The organism is Rhodococcus rhodnii NBRC 100604 (assembly GCF_001894925.1).
Classification (GTDB): Bacteria; Actinomycetota; Actinomycetes; order Mycobacteriales; family Mycobacteriaceae; genus Rhodococcus_F; species Rhodococcus_F rhodnii.
Window position 1 is genome coordinate 42,292 of the sequence record NZ_BCXD01000016.1, and the last position, 21,878, is coordinate 64,169.

Genomic DNA, 21,878 nt, shown 5'->3' on the forward strand with positions numbered 1-21,878 from the left:
GTAAGGCCTCAACCGAATGGTTGGGGCCTTACTCGTTTCTGCTGTTCTCACGGCTTCGGCCGCACGACTTCAACGGCCCTCGCGGTTCGGCGCCCGTCCGCGCGAAATGCGGCCGTCCGTCGCGTAATCGGATGTGTTCGCCGGAGGCGTGGACGTGTCGGTGGTGGTGTCGGCAGAGCAGGATCAGGTTGTCGAGATCGGTGGGTCCGCCGTCTGCCCAGTGGACGATGTGGTGTGCGTCGGTCCAGGCAGAGGGTGTGGTGCAGCCGGGGTAGGCGCAGCCGCGGTCGCGTACGTGCAGCGCGCGGCGTTGGGCGGCGGTGACCAGGCGTGTGGTGCGGCCCATGCTGAGTGGGATGCCGTCGTCGTCGACGGTCAGTGCGGTGATGCGGGCGTCGCATGCGATCAGTCGTGCGGTGCGGGTGGTGATGTGCCCGGTCCACGGCATGTCCGGCAGGCCCAGTGACGCGAAATCGAGGTCCACGTCGGCTGGGCCGGGTCGGTTGTCCGTGGTGGCCACAGGCGGCCGGTGGGTGCCGTGGCAGCGAGTGAATCGGGCCCCGCGTGTGGCGGTGGATCGCTGCGGTGGCTGTGTCAGGCCGGTGTCTCGGATGACGACGGTGACGTGGGGACGTTCGCCGGCTTCGTTTCCGGCAGCACCCGTGTCGAGGAAGCGCCGCGCGATCTCGGTGAGAGCGTCGGCGCGTCGTTGCTGCGCAGTGCGGCGGTCGCGGGTGCCGTCGGCCGCGGGAGCAGGCGCGGACAGTTTCGACAGGGCGGTCAGCAGGGTTTCGCCGGACAGGGCGTCGAGGTCGCCGTCGATCCGGACGCGCCCGTGCAGTGTCGGGGACACGGACAGCCGGTTGAGGTCGGCACGGTCCTTGGCCGGTGCGGTATCGGTGGCCAGGCGCGCCTCGAGGTGTTCCTTGACGCGGCGCACGCTCGCGGCCGTCACGCCCGGCCCAGGGGCCGCGGCGATCAGGAACGCCTCGATGCACTGCCCACCGACGACCTCGTAGCGGTGCGGGTCGGACTCGCGCAGCGCGGCCAGCAGGCCGGGCGGGTCGAGGAGAAACGAGGCCGCGATCTCGGCGTGTCGCGGAGACATCCGCAGCTCGCCGACGGCCGCGGCGAACTCGGGGATCTCGCGTAGCGCGACGCCGACCCGGGCGATCGCACGCCCGGCGCCCGGTTCGAGTGTGGTGCGCGCGGCGAGCCAGGTGCCCGCGTCGCGATAGCCGAGATCATCGGTCGCGCGGCGGGTTTCGATCTCACCCATCACGGTGATCCGCTCGGCTTCGAGGCGGGCGATCTGCTCCGAGAGCGTCAACGCTCGGCTACGCAGTTCGGCATCGGTCTGCTGCCACAGTGAATCACCGTGCGCGACAAGCGAAGAATCTTCCCCCGACCCCATGGATACACCATAGTTAGAACACGAGTTCGAGTCAAGGGGTTCCGATGTGGGACTGTCCAACGCTGTCGGGCGAGTTCGCGGGCTGCCTCCACGCTCAACGACCGGCGAAAGAAAGCACTTCCCATACCACTCCATGTGTTGTAGTTTCAGACCACAATGTTCGTAGTGATTGGAGTGGAACATGCGTGAACTCGTGTACTACGCCGCGGTGAGCCTCGACGGCCACCTCGCGAGCCCGGACGGCGCGTTCGACGCGTTCTCGCTCGAAGGCGACCACATGGCCGACCTCGCACGCTTCGCCGACGCGATCCCGACGGCGGGTGCCGATCACCTCGGCATCGCGCAGGACCGCTCGTGCTTCGACACCGTGCTCATGGGGTGGAACACCTACGCCGTCGGGCTCGGCGTCCCTGGCGGCGAGAGCCCGTACCGCCACCTGCGGCAGATCGTCTTCTCCCGCAATCACACCGGTGCCGGCGAGAACCTGACCGTGACCGACGACGATCCCGTCGACGTCGTCCGTTCCCTCAAAGACGAAGCGGGAAGCAGCATCTGGTTGTGCGGCGGCGGAAACCTTGCAACGCAGCTGGCCGACGAGATCGATCGGATCGTGTTCAAGCGCCACCCGATCGTCTTCGGCGGCGGCATTCCCGCGTTCGCGCCGAACGCCTACTCGCCGAGGCGGTTCGACCTCGTCGACACGAAGGCGTTCACGTCCGGTGTCGAGGTCGTCGAGTACGCGCGCTCTCGCTGATCAGCTGGGGATGTCGCGGCGTCCGAACCCCACGGTGGCGACGGCGAACAACACGCCCGCGACGACGGACATCGCGATCAGCGGAACCGGATCGACGCTGTCGAGCGGCACCGCAGGCGTGTGCGTGAACGGCGAGATGTCGCGCACCCACTGCGGCAGCCGCAGCAATTCGCCGAACAGCCCGACGACGAGCACCACGACGAGGACTCCCCAGCTCAGCCCTGTCATGCGCGGCAGCCACGCGTACAGCACGAGCGCCACCGCGCCGACGACCAGCGCCGCCGGAATCTGGACGGCGAACGCTGCGACACCACGGCCGACGTCGCCCCAGTTCCCGGATGTGATCGTGTGCGCGACACCCATGCACAGCCCCGAGAGGACGAGCATCGCCGCGACACCGAGGAACGTCACGAACCCCGCGGAGCCGAACAGGGCACGCCGCGACACGCGCGTCGCGAGCGTCGTCTCGACGCGCCCTGCGGTCTCGTCGGACCGCATGTGCGTCGCGACGGTGACCGCCCATGCCGCGGCGGCGAGCGCGATGAAGCCGGAGATCACCACCTGCATCGAGTCCGCGAGCGCACCCGAACCGCCGAGTTGCTCGATGAGTTGCTGCATCTGATCGGAATCACCGGCGAGTGAGTCGACGGACGTCAGCAGGAATCCGACGAGCGCGCTGTACGCGGCGACCGCGATCGTCCACGACGCCCACGCGCCGGTGTGCATCCGAAAGGTCAGCGAGAGCGGGCCTTTCAGTCTCGTCGAACCCGCAGGCCCCGGTCGCGGCGCGATGAGCCCACCGCCGAGGTCGCGGTGCACCTGCATCCACACCGCGGCGCCCGCCGTCACGAGGAACAGCAACACACAGAGCAGTGCAGGCCACCACCGGTTGGCGCCGAACGGATCGATCTCCTGGGCCCACCCCACGGGCGAGAGCCAGCGCAGCCAGCCGAGCGACTCCTCGACGTCACCGCCGCCGCGCAACGCATAGCCGGCCACGACGACGACGGTGCCGATGGTGTTCGCGGTGCGCGCCGTCGTCGCGATCTGCGCCGTGACGGCAGCGATACCGCTCGCGGCGAGACCGACTCCGATGTACTGCATTCCGACGGCAAGCGACGACATGCCGTCGCCGCCGTAGGCGAGGAACGTGGCAGCCGCCGCAGCACCCGTGACGACGGAGAGCGTGGCTCCGTACGCGATCGCGACGGCGATCGGTGCGAGCGCTCCCACTCGTCCCGAGCGGACGAGTTCGAGCCGCCCCAGCTCCTCGTCCTTCCGGCTGTGCCGCACCACGGTGAGGACGACGAGGACCGCGAGCGTCGTGACGAGGAACAGGCCGATGCGCCACGACATCACCGAGGCGACGGACTGGGTGTGGTCGAGCGGACCGAGCAGGAGAAGGAAGGCCTGGTTGGTTCCCGCCGTCGCGGCGAGGGCGTCGCGGCTCTGCTGCGTCCCGTACGCCTCGGTCAGGGCAGCGGCCGTCGAGACGTACATGAGCACGAAGACGATCGCGGTGACGGGAATCGCGAGCCGCTCGTTCCGGAATGCGATGCGCGCGAGCGTCCCCCATCCCGCGAGCGGCGAGCTCTGGACGACGGTGCCCCGGACGGCGGCGGGCGCGCTCATGATCGCACCTCGTCGTCGTGGGCGCCGTACTCGTGGAGGAAGAGCTCTTCGAGCGAGGGCGGCGCGATGGTGAGGCCCGCGGGATCGAGTTCGGCGATCGTGGCGACGACGCGCGGAACGTCGGTGCCGTCGACGTGGAACGTCACGGAGTCGGCTCCGTGCTCGGTGCGTTCGACGTCGAAATCGTGTACGCCGTGCATCGCGCGCAGCGTCTCGACGCCGTTGCCGTCCGGCAGATCGACGGTGACCTTCGAGCGGCGCAGATGCCTCAACTCGGTGAGAGTGCCGGACTGCACGGTCTTTCCGGCACGAATGATGGTGACGGTGTCGCAGAGCGCTTCGACCTCGGACAGGATGTGGCTCGACAGCAGTACCGAGGTTCCGCGCTCCGCCGCGGCGCGCACGTAGCGGCGGAACGTCGCCTCCATGAGCGGATCGAGGCCCGACGTGGGCTCGTCGAGCACGAGCAGGTCGACGTCGGCGGCGAGCGCGGCGACGAGTGCGACCTTCTGCCGGTTGCCCTTCGAGTACGTGTCGGTGCGCCGCGTGGGGTCGAGTTCGAAGGCCTCGAGCAGTTCCTTCTTGCGTGACGTCGCGACGTCGACGCCGCGCAGCGAGAGAAGCAGATCGATCGCTTCGCCGCCCGTCGTCTTCGGCCACAGCGAGACGTCGCCGGGGACGTACGCGAGCCGCGAGTGCAGTGCGACGGCATCGGCGAACGGGTCGGAGCCGAAGAGGCGCGCGGTGCCGCCGTCGGCGCGGTACATGCCGAGCAGGACGCGGATGGCAGTCGACTTCCCGGCGCCGTTGGGTCCGAGGAATCCGGCCACCTCGCCTTGCGCGACACCGAGATCCAGTCCGTCGAGCGCGACGACCGAACCGAACGTCTTACGGAGATCGCGGACGTCGACGACGTCGTGGGACGTGCTCATGAAGTGCCTCCGGTCGGTGGGAAGTGTTTCAGGACGTCGTCGTACAAGGTTGTGTCCGTGAGCATTCCGAACGTGAACAGTTCGACGACGGGCGCGGCGTTGCGCGCGAGATAGCCCTGGACGATCTCGGCGGTGCCGTCGTCCGGCGCGGGCGGGTGCAGCAGGAAGTCCGTCAGCATGATGCCCAGCGAATGCCGTACGAGGTAGGCGGCGCGTGCGTCCTCGTCGGCGCCGGGCCTGATCGACCCGTTGGCGACACCGGTCTCGAGGTATCGGCGAGTGGCGCGGGTGAGCCGGTCGTAGAGGCCGTGTGCCAGTTGTCCGCCTGCCTGGATGCTCCGGATCGCGTAGAGGTAGACGCCGCCGAGCGTGTCGGTGTCGGAGAGGTAGGCCAGCACGGCCGGCCCCATCTCGCCCGGCCCCGACACGGTCGCGATCTTGTCGGCCATGAGGGCGTCGATGCGGTCGTCGCACGCCTGCCGCAGACCCTCCTTGGATCCGAAGTGATGGATGACGAGGCCCGGGCTCACGCCCGCGCGCGCCGCGATCGTCCGGACGGAGGCGGAGAACCCTTCACGGCCGAACACCTCGACCGCGGCGTCACGGATTCGTGCGCGCGCCGTCCGGTCCTCGGCTGAACTCATGTTCAGCATCTTATATTCGTGTTCAGTCGCGGGAGAGGGGTTTTGGCACACTGGATGCTGTGACTGTCGATTTCGGACCGGCTTCCGGTGCAGACGGCGAGCTCGATTACGCCACGCTCCGCGACGACCTGACGCGGTTCATGATGGAGTACGAGTTCGGCGCCCGTGAGCTGCTGACGAAGATCGAGATCCTGCAGGAGGAGTTCACCCACCTGCACCGTTACTCGCCGATCGAGCACGTCGAATGGCGCGTCAAGAGCCCCGAGAGCCTGCTGCGCAAGATCCGTCGCCGCGGTCTGCCGTTCACGCTCGACGCCGTCCGTGCCGGGATCAACGACGTCGCCGGCATCCGCATCACGTGCAGCTTCATCTCCGACACGTACCGCCTCGCCGAGATGATCACGGGCCAGTCCGACCTGCGGTTGATCGAGGTCAAGGACTACATCGCCGCGCCGAAGCCGAACGGCTACAAGAGCCTGCACCTCATCGTCGAGGTCCCGGTGTACCTCACCGATCGCGTCCAGAAGGTGCGGGTCGAACTGCAGATCCGCACGATCGCCATGGACTTCTGGGCGAGCCTCGAGCACAAGATCTACTACAAGTACGACCGGGAGATTCCGTCCGAGCTGCTGGAGGAGCTCACCGAGGCCGCCCAGGCCGCGGGCGAGCTCGACCAGAAGATGGAGCGCCTGCACACCGAGGTGTCGCGGCTCGGGGCCGAGGTATCGCCGAGGTCGCCCGCCTCGGGTGCCGCACCCATCCCGCGCGAGCTGCTCGAGCTCCTCGCGAGCGGGCGTGACGACGACCCCGATATGCGGTAACGCGCGTCACATGTATCCCGATCTCGCCTAGCGGACTGGACAGTTGTACTATGCCCTCGTTCCGGCAATGGTCTGGAATCAACGCTGGGAAGGGGTTCGGGGGGACGATGTCAACGGGGGGGAATTGCGCCTTTCTCGGCTTTCTCGCTGTCTGCGCATGTCCGCGTCGTTCACCGGCCGTCGGCCGTGTGCAACGACCCTGTCGACCCTTCGGAGTTGGCCGTTCACGGCTCGCCACTACCCGAAGGAAACAACGCATGAGCAAGGAATCTCGGGGCCGCCACAGGCGCGCCCGGCAGCGCGCCGCTGTCACGACGACGATCCCGGTCGCACTGGCGCTGGCAGCAGCCTCCGTCGCGCAGGCCGCACCGGCACAGCAGCCGGGCGTCACGTCGCCGAGCAGCCCGTCGCAGCAGCCGGGCGTGACGCTGCCGGCGCAGCCGGAGAAGCCGCGCCAGTACCTCCCGGGCTACACGCCGTCGCCCGAGGTGCAGAACGCGCAGTGGCGCACGTACGACGACTTCCAGCAGGGCTACATCGCCCCGCAGACGGTGCAGCCGCAGGCCGTCGCGCCGGAGCCGGTCTACACCGATCCCGGTTACACGCAGCCGCAGTCGTACTCGCAGGAGTACAGCGAGGGCTGGAGCGAGCCGCAGACCGCAGCGCCGGTCGAGGTCGAGCCCGCCGTCGTGGAGTCGGCACCCGTCCCGGTCGAGACCGTCGAGGTCAAGCGCATCGCGCCGATCGAGGCTCCCGAGGGCAAGATCCTCATCGGTCACGCGCTCTTCGATCGCCCCGGCTTCATCTCCGAGGACGACGCCGAGCGCTTCAACAACACCGCAGCTGCCCTCCAGGCCGACGGTGGCAACCTCCTCACCGACCTCGGTGTCGATGCGTCGCAGGCCGACCGTGCGACGGCGGGTGCCATCGCCGGCGGTGCGACCGGTGCCGTCATCGGTGCGTCGGTCGCCGGCATTCCGCCGGCGCTGCTCGGTGCAGCGGTCGGCGCGGGGACTGGCGGTCTGATTGGCTGGACCATTGGCGGCGCGGGTGCAACACCGGCTTCGTACGTGCTTGCTCCTCAGGGCGCTGCTATCGGTGCTGGCGTGGGTGCGGCGGTTGCGGGCATTCCGACTGCACTGATCGGCGGAGCAGTCGGCGGTGCCATCGGTGCCGGTATCGGTGCGACGGCGTTCGGTGGCCAGGAAGTCGTCGAGCAGCAGGAAGTCGCTCCGGCGCCCGTCGTCGAGGGTGAGGTCCTGGCGGACGCTCCCGAGGCGGCTCCGGCTCCCGCTCCCGAGCCCCTCCCCGTGATCTCGCCCGAGGACGCCGTGCTGGTGAAGGCGCAGACGCAGCAGACGATCGATCAGATCGCGGGCCTGCCTGGTGGCGATCTGGCCGTCGACGCAGCGCGCAATGCTGCTCTCGCGGCGCCGCAGGCGCTCGAGGGCCTGCGTGGCTCGATCGTGGCGATCGGTGGCGAGGGTGTCGTCGTCGCCGTCGAGAGCGCTGCGACGGCTGTCGCTCAGGCGACCGCTCCGGTCGGCCCGAACGGCGAGCTCGCGCTGGAGACGCTCACCGCCTGATCCGCTCCCGCGGTTCTGCACCCCTTTCGTCACTCTGCACCCCTACCGGGCAACTGGTAGGGGTGCAGAGTGCTATTAGGGGTGCAGAACGGCCTACGGCGATGCGGCTCAGAACGAGGCGGCGAGGGTGCGGCTGATCACCAGGCGCTGGATCTGGTTGGTGCCCTCGAAGATCTGGGTGATCTTCGCCTCCCGCATGTAGCGCTCTGCAGGGAAGTCGGTGGTGTAGCCGTTGCCGCCCAGCACCTGCACGGCGTCGGTCGTCACCTTCATCGCGGCGTCGGTCGCCACGAGCTTCGCGACGGATGCGGCGCGCGAGTACTGCCGTCCCGCGTCGCGACGGCGCGCGGCGTCGAGGTACGTCGCACGGGCCGAGTCCACGGCGGCGGCCATGTCGGCGAGCACGAATCCGAGTCCCTGGTGGTCGGCGATCTTCTTGCCGAACGTCTCGCGTTCCTGCGAGTACCGGACGGCTTCGTCGAGTGCGGCCTGCGCGATGCCGGTGGCGACGGCCGCGATGCCGAGCCGTCCCGAGTCGAGGGCGCTGAACGCGATCTGCAGACCCTGGCCCTCCGTGCCGACGAGCCGGTCCGCGGGCACTCGCGCGTCGTCGTAGGTCGCTGCCGCGGTGGGGACGGCGCGCAGTCCCATCTTGTCCTCGGGCTTGCCGAACGAGAGGCCGTCGGTGTCGCGGTCGACGAGCAGGCACGAGACGCCCTTCGACCCCTCGCCCGTGCGCGCGAAGAGGTTGTAGACGTCGGCGATGCCGCCGTGGGTGATCCACGCCTTCGTGCCGCGAACGACGTAGTCGTCGCCGTCGCGGACGGCGCGGCAGGTCAGTGCGGCGGCGTCGGAGCCGGCCTGTGGTTCGGAGAGGCTGTAGGCGCCGATCGTGTCGCCCGCGAGCAGCGACGGCAGCCAGCGCTGTTTCTGCTCCTCGGTGCCGAAGTTCACGAGCGGGTGGCAGGACAGGCCGTGGACGCTGACGGCGACTCCGACGGCGGCCCACCGAGCGGCGATCTCCTCGAGCACCTGCAAATACACTTCGTACGGCTGCGCGCCGCCGCCCCACTCCTCGGGATAGGGGAGGCCGAGCAGGCCCGCCTTGGCGAGTGTCGCGAACGCGACGTCGGGATACTTCTCGGCCTTCTCGTACTCGGCGGCGATCGGCGCGAGCGTCTTGTCCGCGATGTCGCGGGTGAGCTCGATGAGGTCGTGGGCCTCGTCGGTCGGTAGCAGCCGGTCGACAGGGCGTGGTCCGCGCTCGGTGGCCATCGTGTTCGCTCCTCGCACGGGCCGCGCGCGAGTGTGGCGTGACCCGTTGTGTGATATTCCATGTGCCGTGAGTCTCATACAGTACTACGGACAGTCCTGTAGTACTGTCTTCGGCATGGATCAGCTGATCGTCGGCGGCGCGCGTGCTCGCACGTTCGCGACGGCGCGGCGGGGACAGCTGTTCGACCAGCTCACCGACCTCTTCCTCGCGGAAGGGTTCGCGCATCTCACGCTCGACGACATCGCCGCCCGGCTTCGGTGCTCGAAGTCGACCCTCTACACGCTGGCGGGTTCGAAGGAACAACTCGTCCGTGCGTCTACCGTTCATTTCTTTCGCCGCGTTACAGATCAGGTTGCGGCAGCCGTTCCGGAGGGCGCATCCGCACGCGAACGCATCGTCGCGTATCTCACAGCGGTCGGTGTCGCGCTCGCGCCCGGCTCGGATCAGTTCATGGCGGACGTCGCCGCCTTCGAGCCCGCGCGCGAGGTGTACGAGCAGAACACGAGCATCGCCGCGACCCACGTGCACGAGCTCATCGTCGAGGGTGTCGAGGCGGGCGAGTTCCGCGGAGTCGATGCCGCGTTCGCGGCCGATCTCACGGCGACCATGATGGTACGTATCCAGAACCGTGGCGTCGCCGAGTCGACGGGGCTCGGGGACGGCGAGGCGTACCGCGAGCTGGCGGCAATCCTCACGGCGGGGATTCGCGTATGACCGTTCGCGAACTCCGTCACCCGCAGGGCACAGGCCCTGCCCCACTCGACTCGTGCCGCGTGATCCGCGGCGCGGCGACCACCCACGGCGCGTGCCGTGTTTCGATATCGGGAAGGTGTGCTCCATGACCAGTGTCCAGGATCCGTCCGAAGCGGCGGCCCCGGATATCCACACGACCGCGGGCAAGCTCGCCGATCTGCGGGCGCGCACGGCGCAGGCCAACGAGCCCGGTGGACCCGAGGCAGTCGAGAAGGTCCACGCGAAGGGCAAGCTCACTGCACGTGAGCGCATCGAGTTCCTGCTCGACGAGGGTTCGTTCGTCGAGCTCGATGCGCTCGCGAAGCACCGCTCGACGAACTTCGGGCTCGAGTCGAACCGCCCCGTCGGCGACGGCGTCGTCACCGGCTACGGGACGATCGACGGCCGCGACGTGTGCGTGTTCTCGCAGGACGTCACGGTCTTCGGTGGCTCGCTCGGCGAGGTCTACGGCGAGAAGATCGTCAAGGTCATGGACCTCGCGATCCGCACGGGCCGTCCGCTGGTCGGCATCAACGAGGGCGCGGGCGCACGCATCCAGGAGGGTGTCGTCTCGCTCGGCCTGTACGGCGAGATCTTCCATCGCAACGTGCGCGCGTCGGGTGTCATCCCGCAGATCTCCATCGTCATGGGCGCCGCTGCGGGTGGACACGTGTACTCGCCCGCGCTGACCGACTTCGTCGTCATGGTCGACCAGACGTCGCAGATGTTCGTCACCGGTCCGGACGTCATCAAGACGGTCACCGGTGAGAGCGTCACGATGGAGGAGCTCGGTGGCGCACACACGCACATGACGAAGTCGGGCGTCGCGCACTACGTCGCCGACGGCGAGCACGACGCGCTCGACTACGTCAAGGATCTGCTGGCGTACCTGCCGTCGAACAATCAGGCCTCGCCGCCGCGGATCGCCCCGACCTCGCCCGTCGACGGCGCCGTCGAGGAGTCGCTGACCGCCGAGGACCTCGAACTCGACACGCTGATCCCCGACAGTGCGAACCAGCCGTACGACATGCACGACGTCATCTCGCGGCTGCTCGACGACGACGCCTTCCTCGAGGTGCAGGCCGGCCGCGCCGGCAACGTCATCATCGGGTTCGGCCGTATCGACGGCCGCAGCGTCGGGATCGTCGCCAATCAGCCGACGGTGTTCGCGGGCTGCCTCGACATCGACGCGTCGGAGAAGGCCGCGCGCTTCGTGCGCACGTGCGACGCGTTCAACATCCCGATCGTGACGCTCGTCGACGTCCCCGGCTTCCTTCCCGGCACCGATCAGGAGTACGGCGGCATCATCCGCTGCGGCGCGAAGCTGCTCTACGCGTACGGCGAGGCGACGGTCGGCAAGGTCACCGTCATCACGCGCAAGGCGTACGGCGGTGCGTACGACGTCATGGGCAGCAAGCACATGGGTGCCGACGTGAACCTCGCGTGGCCGACGGCGCAGATCGCCGTGATGGGCGCGTCGGGTGCGGTGGGCTTCGTGTACCGCAAGAAGCTCGCGGCCGCCGCGGAGGCGGGCGAGGACGTCGACGCGCTGCGCATCGAGCTGCAGAACGAGTACGAGGACACCCTCGTCAATCCGTACGTCGCCGCCGAGCGCGGCTACGTCGACGCCGTGATCCCGCCGAGCCACACGCGCGGCCAGATCGTGAAGGCGTTGCGGTTGCTCGAACGCAAGATGGTGACTCTGCCCCCGAAGAAGCACGGAAACATCCCGCTATGACCACGAAAGACGATGTGACGCCCGGCCTCGCCACGAACGCGGCCCCGATCGACGAGCTGCTGGTGAGCATCGAACTGCTCGCCGGTGTGCACGAGCCGGGGGCCGACGCGCAGCCGATGCTGCGGATCTCGGGCAATCCGTCCGACGAGGAGATCGCGACGATCGTCGCGATGGCGGTCGCACGGGCCGCCGCGGCCGCGGCTCCCCCTCCGGCGACGCCCGACACCTGGGGCGCACCCGGGTACGGGCTGCGGAGCGGAACCGCGCACGCGGGGCAGGTGTTCTCGCCGACGTCGTTCGTCCACACTCGTCACTGACGAGAACCAGCACCACCGATTCATCGATCGCCCGCCCGGTGATCTCGATAACTCGCAAAGGAACATTCATGTCGCCCACGTCCTCCGAGCACCCGCAGATCTCGAAGGTGCTCGTTGCGAACCGCGGTGAGATCGCGGTCCGCGTGATCCGTGCGGCCCGCGACGCCGGCTACCCGTCGGTCGCGGTCTACGCCGAGCCCGACGCGGATGCTCCCTTCGTCCGGCTCGCCGACGAGGCGTTCGCGCTCGGAGGTTCGACGTCGGCCGAGTCGTACCTCGTGATCGACAAGATCCTCGACGCCGCGCGCAAGTCGGGTGCGAACGCGATCCACCCGGGCTACGGGTTCCTCTCGGAGAACGCGGAGTTCGCGCAGGCGGTCATCGACGCGGGCATCATCTGGATCGGCCCGTCGCCGCAGTCGATCCGCGATCTGGGCGACAAGGTGACGGCGCGCCACATCGCCGAGCGTGCGAAGGCGCCGATGGCGGCGGGTACGAAGGATCCGGTGAAGGGCGCCGACGAGGTCGTCGCATTCGCCGAGAAGTACGGCGTTCCCGTCGCGATCAAGGCGGCGTTCGGTGGCGGCGGGCGCGGCATGAAGGTCGCGCAGACCGTCGAGGAGATCCCGGAGCTGTTCGAGTCGGCGACGCGTGAGGCCGTCGCGGCCTTCGGGCGCGGCGAGTGCTTCGTCGAGCAGTACCTCGACAAGGCGCGTCACGTCGAGGCCCAGGTCATCGCAGATCAGCACGGCAACGTCGTCGTGGCGGGCACGCGCGACTGCTCGCTGCAGCGCCGGTTCCAGAAGCTGGTCGAGGAGGCGCCCGCGCCGTTCCTCACCGACGAGCAGCGCGCGCAGATCCACGCGAGCGCGAAGGCGATCTGCCGCGAGGCCGGCTACTACGGCGCGGGCACGGTCGAGTACCTCGTGCAGGGCGACACGGTGTCCTTCCTCGAGGTCAACACGCGACTGCAGGTCGAGCACCCCGTCACGGAGGAGACCGCGGGCATCGACCTGGTGCGCCAGCAGTTCCGGATCGCGAACGGCGAGAAGCTCGACATCACCGAGGACCCGGCGCCGCGTGGGCACAGCTTCGAGTTCCGCATCAACGGCGAGGACGCCGGGCGCGGCTTCCTGCCTTCGCCGGGTCCCGTCACGAAGTTCGTCCCGCCGGCGGGCCCGGGTGTGCGGCTCGATTCGGGCGTCGAGGCGGGCAGTGTCATCGGCGGCCAGTTCGACTCGATGCTCGCGAAGCTGATCGTGACGGGCGCGACGCGCGACGAAGCGCTCGCCCGTGCCCGGCGTGCGCTCGACGAGTTCGAGGTCGAGGGCCTCGCGACGGTCATCCCGTTCCATCGCGCCGTCGTCGCGGATCCGGCGTTCATCGGTGACGGCACGTCGTTCGACGTCTACACCAAGTGGATCGAGACGGAGTGGAACAACACCGTCGCGCCGCACGCGGGCAGCGAGCCGGCACCGGACGAGGACGGCCCGCGTCAGTCGGTCGTCGTCGAGGTGGGCGGCCGTCGCGTCGAGGTGTCGTTGCCGGCGTCGTTCGCGGCGGCGAACTCGGGTTCCGGTGCGACGGGCGTCGTCCGCAAGAAGCCGAAGCCGCGGACGAAGGGCGGCCGCGGTGCGGGTTCGGCGTCGGGTGACGCCGTCACGGCGCCCATGCAGGGGACCGTCGTCAAGGTCGCCGTCGTCGAGGGCCAGGACGTCGCGGAGGGTGATCTCATCGCGGTGCTCGAGGCGATGAAGATGGAGAACCCGGTCATCGCGCACAAGGCCGGTGTCGTGACGGGACTCAGCGTCGAGGCGGGTGCCGCGATCACGCAGGGCACCGTGCTCACCGAGATCAAGTAGCTCGGTGGGTCAGCTACCGCTGTCGGCGTCGCGCATGCGGCGTTCGTACTCGCGCTGCCCGTAGGTCGCGCGCAGGATCTCGTCGTGATCGGCGGCGCTCGTGCCGACGGCGCCGGCGACGATCCCGAGTGCCGTGGAGAGTGCGACGAGCCTGGCGTAGTCGACGATCGTCGCCTCGCGGCCGAGGGTGTCGCCGAGGAAGTCGGGCGAGATGACGATCGCCGCGACGGCCGCGACGGCCACCGCGAGCAGGACGGACATGCACAGCACGCCGACGACGACGGTCGCGAGCGTCGCCGTGTTGTAGAGCGACCGTTCGGAGCGGTCCGTCCGGAAGCCGCGCCTCTCGAGCAGCCGGTTGGGCAGGATCAGCCACGCGCACATCGCGACGAGTGCGGTGAGGACGATCGTTGCGAGCCGCCACACCGAGATCGAGGCGGCCATGAGCCAGATGCTCGAGTAGAAGATGCCGAACGCCGACGCCGCGCTGGCCGCGCCGAACGCGGGCGTCAGAGTGGGGACGAGCCGCCACGGGCGATTGGCGCGCACCATGCCGGCGACGAGCCGGGCGCGGCCGAGGGCGGCGCTGCCCATGAGGCGGCAGCGGCCGTTCTCCTCCTCGACCCAGCGGGTCCTCGCGAGCGGCGCGGCGGTGTCGTCGTCGTCCGGGCCGATCATGCGGGCGATCGCGGCTTCGGCGACGCGCGCGGAGCGGTGGCCGACGCGCAGCGCGCCCGTGGCGGGGACGAAGAGGGCGGCGATCGTGTCGGACGCGCATTCCGCGAGCACGGGGCGCGGGCCGACGTGGGCGGGGAGTTCGGAGACCGCGAGCACGAGGTCCCAGCGGTCGCCCAGGACGCGGGCCCAACGTTCGTAGTCGGGGTTGCCCATGCGGTCGGGTGGCAGGGCGACGGTCTCGAAGGACACCTCGGTGCCCGGCGCGGCCTTCGCGACGGCCGACGTGACGTGCTGTCCGACGCGTTCGGAGAATCCCGCGTCGGCGACGACGCCGATGCGGTGGGGTGGAGCGGACAGTGGTGTCTCCTGTCATGTGCGAGTGAGAAGGCTTGCCCGTCGCAGGCGCCCCGACGTCGGGTTTCGCCCGGCTTTTCACGCTAACAGCGGCGTGCGGACAGGTGGGGCGGCTCAGACCCAGACGGCGCGCACGTCCCCGGCGATGCGTTCGGCCTGGGCGCGGCCGGCGAGGACGGCGCCGTGGCGGGCAGCCGGATCGAGCGGGTTGTTGCCGAGCTCGCCGCTCGAGGCGCGGTCGGGCAGGACGAGGATCCGCTGCTCGGCGGGCAGCGCGTCGAGTTCGACGCCGGGTGCGTAGCCGCGGCGGAAGCCGCGCTTCATCGGGGCGATCACGACGACGCGGCGTGCGTCGCCGGCGAGGTCGACGTTCGCGGGTGAGAGCACCCCACCGTCCATGTAGCGGCGGCCCTGGATCGGGACGGGCGGCCACACGAGCGGGACGGCGCAACTCGCCCCGACGGCGTCCACGAGGTCGACGTCGTCGGCGGCGGTGAACACGCGTCGTTCACCGGTTTCGATGTCGAGTGCGGTGATGCGCAGATCGGCGTCGGGCCAGGTGTGGACGGGGAGGCGGTGTTCGATCACGGTGCGCCGGGCGCTGCCGGGGACGGTGCGGGCCCGCAGGGCGCGCTGCCCGATGCGGCGCATGCCGGGCGCCGGGTCGCGTCCGATGCTGCCGAACACGGTCAGGACGACGATGCCGGAGAGGTCGAGTCCGCCGGGAATCTCCTCGACCGTGCCGTCGAGTTGCATGTGATAGAGCTCGTCGAGGGGGGCCGGGCTCGCGAGTTGTGCAGTGACGACGGCACCCGCGGACGTCCCGACGAATCTGTCGGCGGTGCGGAGGTCGACGCCCTGTTCGTGGAGGCCGTACGCGATGCCGACAGCCCAGGCGACGCCGGTGAGTCCGCCGCCACCGACGACGAGTGCGCGTTCGACGTCGCTCATCCGTCCATTCTGGCAATCCCGGCGCGTCGCGGTCGGGTGCAGCGAGAAATTCCAGGTGGATCGCGGATTTCTGCGCGTCGTCGCCACATGGAGTCACCCATGTGGTCTACGTTTCTGCGAGAGGCACGGTCACGGCACCGGCCGAAAGCGATCGAAAGGAAGTGACCATGGCACTGCCCACACTGACCCCGGAGCAGCGTGCGGCTGCGCTCGAGAAGGCCGCCAAAGCTCGGAAGGCGCGCGCAGAACTGCGCGAAAGCCTCAAGTCGGGCAACCAGACTCTCGCGGACACCCTCGCGAAGGCGGATTCGGACGAACTCGTCGGCAAGACGAAGGTCCTGTACGTGCTCGAGTCGCTGCCCAAGGTCGGCAAGGTGAAGGCCCGCAGCATCATCGAGGAGCTCGGCATCGCGGAATCGCGCCGGCTCGGTGGGCTCGGCGCCCGCCAGCGTTCGGAGCTGCTCGCGAAGCTCTCCTGATCGCCTGAGGCGGTTCTGCACCCCGAACAGCGTTCTGCACCCCTATCGGTCGCCCGATAGGGGTGCAGAGTTCTATTAGGGGTGCAGAACGGCGGGAAAGAACGGGGTGTGTTGTGGAACTGGGACTGACGACGTTCGCCGAGATCGACCCCGCCGCGGCCCGCGACGGCCGGACGCCGGGGCAACGGCTATGCGACCTGCTCGCGGAAGTGGAACTCGCCGAGCAGGTCGGGCTCGACGTCTACGGCGTCGGCGAGCATCATCGCGCCGACTACACGGCGTCCGCGCCCGCCGTCGTGCTGGCGGCGGCCGCGGCACGCACGAGCCGGATCACGCTGACCAGCGCCGTCACCGTCCTGAGCTCCGACGATCCGGTTCGCGTGTTCGAGGAGTTCGCGACGCTCGACCTGATCTCGGACGGACGCGCCGAGGTCATGGCGGGCCGTGGTTCGTTCACCGAGTCGTTCCCGCTGTTCGGGTACGACCTCGCCGACTACGACGACCTCTTCGCCGAGAAGCTCGACCTGCTCCTCGCGCTGCGCGACAACGAGACGGTGACGTGGGAGGGCCGGCATCGTCCCGCGCTCGACGACCAGAGCGTGTACCCGCGGCCCGCGCGGCCGTTGCCGGTGTGGGTCGCGGTCGGCGGCAACCCGAGGTCCGTCGTGCGTGCCGGTCTGCTCGGCCTGCCGATGGCACTCGCGATCATCGGTGGGCAGTATCGCGCGTTCGCACCGCTCGCGGACCTGCATCGCCGCGCGGTCGCGGAGGGCGGCCACGAGCACAGGCCCGTCGCGGTCCACGCCCACGGCTTCGTCGGCGAGACCGAGCAGCAGGCGATCGACGCGTTCTATCCGTCGTACGCGGCGGCGATGACGGCGCTCGGGCGCGAGCGCGGCTGGACTCCGATGAATCGCGGTGCCTTCGACACGATGCGGGGCGCGGACGGCTCGCTGGTGCTGGGCTCGCCCGAGCAGGTCGCCGAGAAGATCGTCGCGATGCGCGACACGCTGGGACTCGACCGGTTCATGCTGCATCCGAGCGTCGGCCCCGTGCCGCACGCCGACGTGATGCGCTCGATCGAACTGCTCGGCACGCGCGTCGCACCGCTCGTGAACGCTGCGACCTGACGGCTCGCCTGCGCGGATTCCCGGCCGCGGGCGTCAGCGGTTCCGTTAGCGTCGGATTCGTCGTGACGACGGAAGGTGTGTCCGATGACCGCTGCCGAGCAGCCCGCTTCGTCGGTGTCGACGTGGGCGCCGATGGCGTCGATGGCGTTCGCCGCGCTGTGGATCGCCCAGCTCGTGTCCAACCTCGGCACGTGGATGCAGACGGTCGGTGCGCAGTGGATGCTCGTCGGTGAGCCGAACGCGTCGACGCTGGTCTCGCTCGTGCAGACGGCGACGCTGCTGCCCGTGATGCTGCTCGCGCTCCCGGCGGGTGTGCTCGCCGATCTCGTGAATCGGCGCCGCATGCTCATCGCGGCGCAGTCGGCGATGGCGATCTTCGCGGCGATCCTCGCGGTGCTGACGTGGACGGGTCACACGACGCCGCCGGTGCTGCTGTCGCTGCTGTTCCTGCTCGGCTGCGGGCAGGCGATCACGGGTCCCGCGTGGCAGGCGATCCAGCCCGAACTCGTCCCGCGCGAGCAGATTCCCGCCGCTGCGGGGCTCAACAGCATGAACATCAACGTCGCGCGGGCGATCGGCCCCGCGATCGCGGGCTTCCTCGTGTCGCTGTCGGGCCCGACGCTGGTGTTCGCGCTCAACGCCGTGTCGTTCGTCGTGATCGTGGTGGTCCTCGTGCTGTGGCGGGAACCGGTGACGACGAGCTCGCTGCCGGCGGAGAAACCGTTCCAGGCGCTCGACGCCGGGTGGCGGTTCATCCGGGCCGCACCGGCGATCCGGCGCGTGCTGCTGCGGTCGGTGCTGTTCGTCGTGCCCGCGAGCGCGCTGTGGGCGCTGCTGCCCGTCGTCGCGCGGCACGATCTGGGGCTCGGCTCTTCGGGGTACGGCTTCATGCTCGGTGCGCTCGGCCTCGGTGCCGTGCTCGGTGCGCTCGTGCTGTCCCGGCTCCGGCGCCGGTTCTCCGAGAACGAACTACTCGCGGCGTCGGCGATGATCTTCGCGGCGGGGACCCTCGTGCTCGCGACGGTCCACGTGTTCGCGATCGTCCTCGTGGTGCTGCTGTTCGCGGGTATCGCGTGGCTGGTCGCGCTGTCGACGCTGAACTCCGCGATGCAGCTCATGCTGCCCGCGTGGGTCCGTGCCCGCGGGTTGTCGGTCTATCTGCTGGTCTTCATGGGCGGACAGGCGATCGGTGCGCTCGCGTGGGGCGTCGTCGCGGGCCGGCTCGGTGATTCCGCGGCACTGTCGATCGCGACGGTTCTGCTCGCCGCGGCCGCAGTGTCGGTGTGGTGGCTGCCGCTGCGCGAGCAGGAACGACCGATGGACGTCGAGGTGGCGACGCTGTGGCCCGAGCCGAATCTCGTCTTCGAGCCCGATCCCGACGACGGACCCGTCATGGTGCTCAGCAGCTATCGGGTGCGTGAGGGCGCCGAACGCGAGTTCCTCGACGCGATGGCCTATCTCGGTCGTTCCCGGCAGCGAACGGGTGCGATGGAGTGGCAGGTGTATCGCGACAGCACCGAGGAGAATCGCTTTCTGGAGACGTTCGTCGTGCGCTCGTGGGCCGAACACATGCGGCAGCATCGCGACCGGCTCACCGGGGTCGATCGCAGCAACGAGCAACTGGTCGAGACGTTCCTCACCTCACCGTCGACGACGAAGCACCTCATCGCGGCGAAGGCGCCGGCGGCGAAGCGGCACTGAACGGCGCCGTCTTCGGTCACCGTCGTGCGCGGATCCAGTTGCCCTGCTCGTCCGTCGTGACGCGGTGCACGAGCAGGACGGGCTCGCCGGGCGCGATGGCGAGCACGGCGAGGTCGAGCGACCACGGCACCTCGTCGACCTCGGGCACACCCCGAGCCTACGGGCGCGGCCCTCAGGAGGTGAGGACGGTGAGCGCCTCGTCGAGCGCCGTCGTGACCCACGCGATGTCGGCGCTCGCGAACGCGAGCGGCGGCCGGAGCTTGAGGACGTTGCCGTGCGGCCCGGCGACCGAGGTGAGGACGCCGCGCTCGCGGAGTTCCTCGAGGACGTCGAGCGCGAGCGCGCGATCGGGGGTGAGCGCGGTGCGATCGGAAACGAGCTCGAGGCCGACGAACAGCCCGGCGCCGCGGACGTCGCCGATCGCCTCGTGCCGGGTCGCGAGGCCGCGCAGCGCCGTGAGCAGTTCCGCGCCGATGGCGGCGCTGTGCTCCTGCAGGCCTTCGCTGCGGATCGTGTCGAGGACGGCGCGCGCCGCGGCCATCGAGACGGGATTGCCACCGAAGGTGTTGAAGTACGGGATCCGGTCGCTGAAGGCGTCGAGCACCTCGGTGCGCGCGACGAGCCCGGAGACCGGGATGCCGTTGCCCATCGGCTTGCCCATCGTCACGACGTCCGGGACGATGCCGTGCCGCGCGAAGCCCCAGAACGCCTCGCCGGTGCGCGCGAAGCCGGGTTGCACCTCGTCGGCGATGACGACGCCGCCCGCGCGGTGCACGACGTCCGCCGCCTCGCGCAGGTAGCCCGCAGGCCCGGGAAGCACGCCGTCCGACGAGAACAGCGAGTCGACGAGGAGTCCCGCGAATCGTGTTCCGGCACGTTCCATGTCGTCGATCGCGTCGCTCACGCGCTGCGCGAACCACGCGCCGAGGTCCGGTGTGTCGACGCGATAGGCGTCGGGGGCGTCGACGAGCCGCGCGGTGGGAGCGATGGGCTGGCCCGACCCCAGTGCGGGCGAGACGCTCGACGTCAGCTCGCTCGTGCCGTGGTACGCCTCGCGGGTGACGATCACGCCGTCGCCACCGGTCACGAACTTCGCGACGCGCAGCGCGAGGTCGTTCGCCTCCGAACCCGTGCACATGTACATCGCGCGATCGAGTTCGGCGGGAAGCGTCGTGAGCAGGTCGTCGGTGTAGTCGAGGATGGTCTCGTGCAGGTAGCGGGTGTGCGTGTTGAGCGTGCTCGCCTGCCGCGTCACGGCCTCGACGACAGCGGGATGGCAGTGCCCGAGGCTCGCGACGTTGTTGTACATGTCGAGATAGCGGCGGCCGCTCGCGTCCCACAGGTACTGGCCCTCGCCGCGGACGAGATGGACGGGACGGCGGTAGAACAGGCGGTAGGAGCCGCCGAGGCTCTTCTCTCTGCGCTCGGTGAGCGCCCTGGTCGCGGGGTCGAGCGCGTCGGCGTGCTCTGCGCGAAAGCTGTTGTCGTCCATGATCGTCGAACGCGCGGACATGCGTCACTCCTCGGTGTTTCGCCGGTCGGATCTCGGGCCCCACGCCCTCCGGTGATCGGTGTGTCCAGTCTCGCCGACGGACGTGGCGGTTCGCCCCTCCGGATGTATCGGACACGTGAACGACGGCGCCGGCAGATGAACGATCCGTTTCGTGTGGTGCGGGGTGTTTCGGTGGCGTGAACACGCCCGGCGAACCCTGGCATCGAACAGGATCGGTATGGGACGCTTCGGGTCCCACGCTCTCCTCTCGCTTCGAGGAGTCCGATGACGTCACACGTCCCCCTGAATCTCGGTGCCGAACGCACGCAGCCCGGTGCAGCGCCGCTCGCCGCGTTCGATCACCTGAGCCGAGGCGACAGCGCGCCGACGTGGCTCGCCGACGCCGTCCATGCCGGATGGGGGCTCCCGCCCGCCGCCACCGCAATCGAACTCGTCACGGTCTCGGAGAACGCGACCTTTCTCGTCCGGTCGAGCGAACACGACGACTTCGTCCTGCGGGTCCATCGGCCGGGGCACGTCGAGGACACGAGCCAGATCCTCGGCGAACTCGCGTGGGTCGCGGCGCTCGGCGACGCCGGCGTCGTCTCGGTCCCGGACGTCGTCCCCGGTGCGGCGGGGTCGGCCCTCGTCTCCTTCGTGGACGACGCGGGTTCCGAATGGCACTGCGTCGGATTCGGTTTCGTCGAGGGCGTCGTCCTCGAGGACGCGGGAGACCCGCGGCCGCACTACCGAGAGATCGGTGCCGCGACGGCCGTGCTGCACGATCACGTGACGCGCTGGTCGCTCCCGGACGGATGCAACCGCTTCACGTGGGCACTGCCCGACATGCTCGGCGAGACGAGCCGATGGGGCGACTGGCGCGGCGCAGACCTCACGGCGCCGCAGCGCGACGTCCTCGCCCGCGCCGAAGCGCTCGCCGTCGCGACGCTCTCGTCGTTCGACGGCGAATGGGGGCTCGTGCACGCCGACCTGCGGCCGTCCAACGTCATGGTCGGTCCGGGCGGGCTCTCGCTCATCGACTTCGACGACTGTGGATTCAGCTGGCTGCTCTACGATTTCGCGTCGGCACTCTCGTTCGTCGAGCACGAGGAGTACGCGCCGGACATCGCGAAGCTGTGGGTCGAGGGCTACCGCTCGGTGCGTGAGCTGCCCGACTCCCTGCTCGTGTACGCGAACACGCTCAGCATGATCCGGCGGCTCACGATGCTCGGATGGACGACGACGCACCGCTCGGACGCACTGCCGCCTGCCCTGTGGGACGCGCAGATTCCCGGTTCCGTCGCGGTGGCCGAGCGGTATCTCGCGTCGCAGACGTGGCTGTTCGACCGGTGAGGTCCGGACGTGAGCCCGGTGAGGTCGCGGGC

General features: G+C 69.6%; 20 protein-coding genes. 11 read left to right on the plus strand and 9 right to left on the minus strand.

The annotated features are described in order from the left end of the window. Window positions 1-28 precede the first annotated feature (28 nt). Complete coding sequence (locus RR1_RS13150) at window positions 29-1,414, minus strand: HNH endonuclease signature motif containing protein (RefSeq protein WP_010840408.1); 1,386 nt, start codon at window positions 1,412-1,414, stop codon at window positions 29-31. 181 nt (window positions 1,415-1,595) lie between these two features. On the opposite strand from RR1_RS13150, the gene RR1_RS13155 reads away from it, so the two are divergent. Then, window positions 1,596-2,168 (plus strand): dihydrofolate reductase family protein, encoded by a 573-nt coding sequence (locus tag RR1_RS13155; protein WP_040775672.1) that lies wholly within the window; start codon window positions 1,596-1,598, stop codon window positions 2,166-2,168. Here the strand turns inward: RR1_RS13155 and RR1_RS13160 are convergent, their stop codons facing one another. The 3 genes from RR1_RS13160 to RR1_RS13170 are packed head-to-tail and all read right to left on the minus strand — an operon-like array spanning window position 2,169 to window position 5,376. Next, window positions 2,169-3,800, minus strand: a complete 1,632-nt coding sequence (locus RR1_RS13160) for an ABC transporter permease (RefSeq protein WP_010840410.1) — start codon at window positions 3,798-3,800, stop codon at window positions 2,169-2,171. After that, on the minus strand, window positions 3,797-4,732 hold the full coding sequence (locus RR1_RS13165; protein ID WP_010840411.1) for an ABC transporter ATP-binding protein: 936 nt from the start codon (window positions 4,730-4,732) through the stop codon (window positions 3,797-3,799). Before RR1_RS13165 ends, RR1_RS13160 begins: the two co-directional genes overlap by 4 nt. Further along, the gene (locus tag RR1_RS13170; protein ID WP_071990796.1) at window positions 4,729-5,376 is read right to left on the minus strand and encodes a TetR/AcrR family transcriptional regulator; all 648 of its coding nucleotides are present in this window, start codon (window positions 5,374-5,376) and stop codon (window positions 4,729-4,731) included. Before RR1_RS13170 ends, RR1_RS13165 begins: the two co-directional genes overlap by 4 nt. 59 nt (window positions 5,377-5,435) lie before the next feature. On the opposite strand from RR1_RS13170, the gene RR1_RS13175 reads away from it, so the two are divergent. Together RR1_RS13175 and RR1_RS13180 are read left to right on the plus strand one after the other, a co-directional pair. After that, window positions 5,436-6,197, plus strand: coding sequence for a GTP pyrophosphokinase (locus RR1_RS13175; RefSeq protein WP_010840413.1), 762 nt, complete (start codon window positions 5,436-5,438; stop codon window positions 6,195-6,197). A 257-nt stretch (window positions 6,198-6,454) separates the two neighbouring features. Then, on the plus strand, window positions 6,455-7,783 hold the full coding sequence (locus tag RR1_RS13180) for a hypothetical protein (protein ID WP_143153832.1): 1,329 nt from the start codon (window positions 6,455-6,457) through the stop codon (window positions 7,781-7,783). A 108-nt stretch (window positions 7,784-7,891) separates the two neighbouring features. Here RR1_RS13180 and RR1_RS13185 read toward each other — a convergent pair whose 3' ends face one another. Beyond that, the gene (locus RR1_RS13185) at window positions 7,892-9,058 is read right to left on the minus strand and encodes an acyl-CoA dehydrogenase family protein (protein ID WP_040775674.1); all 1,167 of its coding nucleotides are present in this window, start codon (window positions 9,056-9,058) and stop codon (window positions 7,892-7,894) included. 115 nt (window positions 9,059-9,173) lie between these two features. Between RR1_RS13185 and RR1_RS13190 the strand changes: the two genes are divergently transcribed. The 4 genes from RR1_RS13190 (at window position 9,174) to RR1_RS13205 (ending at window position 13,708) form a co-directional block, all read left to right on the plus strand. Beyond that, window positions 9,174-9,773 carry a TetR/AcrR family transcriptional regulator gene (locus tag RR1_RS13190; protein ID WP_010840417.1) on the plus strand — a complete coding sequence of 200 codons (600 nt, stop codon included), beginning with the start codon at window positions 9,174-9,176 and terminating at the stop codon, window positions 9,771-9,773. Window positions 9,774-9,897: 124 nt separating this feature from the next. Then, on the plus strand, window positions 9,898-11,529 hold the full coding sequence (locus tag RR1_RS13195; RefSeq protein ID WP_040775678.1) for an acyl-CoA carboxylase subunit beta: 1,632 nt from the start codon (window positions 9,898-9,900) through the stop codon (window positions 11,527-11,529). Then, window positions 11,526-11,846, plus strand: a complete 321-nt coding sequence (locus RR1_RS13200) for an acyl-CoA carboxylase epsilon subunit (protein WP_010840419.1) — start codon at window positions 11,526-11,528, stop codon at window positions 11,844-11,846. Before RR1_RS13195 ends, RR1_RS13200 begins: the two co-directional genes overlap by 4 nt. Window positions 11,847-11,914: 68 nt before the next feature. Beyond that, window positions 11,915-13,708, plus strand: a complete 1,794-nt coding sequence (locus RR1_RS13205; RefSeq protein ID WP_040775681.1) for an acetyl/propionyl/methylcrotonyl-CoA carboxylase subunit alpha — start codon at window positions 11,915-11,917, stop codon at window positions 13,706-13,708. Window positions 13,709-13,717: 9 nt separating this feature from the next. Here the strand turns inward: RR1_RS13205 and RR1_RS13210 are convergent, their stop codons facing one another. Continuing rightward, the gene (locus RR1_RS13210; protein ID WP_010840421.1) at window positions 13,718-14,635 is read right to left on the minus strand and encodes a hypothetical protein; all 918 of its coding nucleotides are present in this window, start codon (window positions 14,633-14,635) and stop codon (window positions 13,718-13,720) included. Window positions 14,636-14,854: 219 nt separating this feature from the next. Further along, the gene (locus tag RR1_RS13215; protein ID WP_010840422.1) at window positions 14,855-15,691 is read right to left on the minus strand and encodes a patatin-like phospholipase family protein; all 837 of its coding nucleotides are present in this window, start codon (window positions 15,689-15,691) and stop codon (window positions 14,855-14,857) included. A gap of 167 nt (window positions 15,692-15,858) precedes the next feature. Here RR1_RS13215 and mihF point away from each other — a divergent pair, with 167 nt between their 5' ends. The 3 genes from mihF (at window position 15,859) to RR1_RS13230 (ending at window position 19,001) form a co-directional block, all read left to right on the plus strand. After that, the gene (gene mihF / locus RR1_RS13220; RefSeq protein ID WP_040775688.1) at window positions 15,859-16,170 is read left to right on the plus strand and encodes an integration host factor, actinobacterial type; all 312 of its coding nucleotides are present in this window, start codon (window positions 15,859-15,861) and stop codon (window positions 16,168-16,170) included. A 113-nt stretch (window positions 16,171-16,283) separates the two neighbouring features. Continuing rightward, window positions 16,284-17,300, plus strand: a complete 1,017-nt coding sequence (locus RR1_RS13225) for an LLM class flavin-dependent oxidoreductase (RefSeq protein ID WP_010840424.1) — start codon at window positions 16,284-16,286, stop codon at window positions 17,298-17,300. A gap of 84 nt (window positions 17,301-17,384) precedes the next feature. After that, window positions 17,385-19,001 (plus strand): MFS transporter, encoded by a 1,617-nt coding sequence (locus RR1_RS13230; protein ID WP_010840425.1) that lies wholly within the window; start codon window positions 17,385-17,387, stop codon window positions 18,999-19,001. A 16-nt stretch (window positions 19,002-19,017) separates the two neighbouring features. Here the strand turns inward: RR1_RS13230 and RR1_RS22905 are convergent, their stop codons facing one another. Continuing rightward, window positions 19,018-19,149, minus strand: a complete 132-nt coding sequence (locus RR1_RS22905) for a hypothetical protein (protein WP_010840426.1) — start codon at window positions 19,147-19,149, stop codon at window positions 19,018-19,020. 24 nt (window positions 19,150-19,173) lie between these two features. Beyond that, window positions 19,174-20,514 carry an aspartate aminotransferase family protein gene (locus RR1_RS13235; RefSeq protein ID WP_010840427.1) on the minus strand — a complete coding sequence of 447 codons (1,341 nt, stop codon included), beginning with the start codon at window positions 20,512-20,514 and terminating at the stop codon, window positions 19,174-19,176. A gap of 264 nt (window positions 20,515-20,778) precedes the next feature. Between RR1_RS13235 and RR1_RS13240 the strand changes: the two genes are divergently transcribed. Beyond that, window positions 20,779-21,846 (plus strand): phosphotransferase enzyme family protein, encoded by a 1,068-nt coding sequence (locus RR1_RS13240; RefSeq protein WP_010840429.1) that lies wholly within the window; start codon window positions 20,779-20,781, stop codon window positions 21,844-21,846. Window positions 21,847-21,878: the final 32 nt, after the last annotated feature.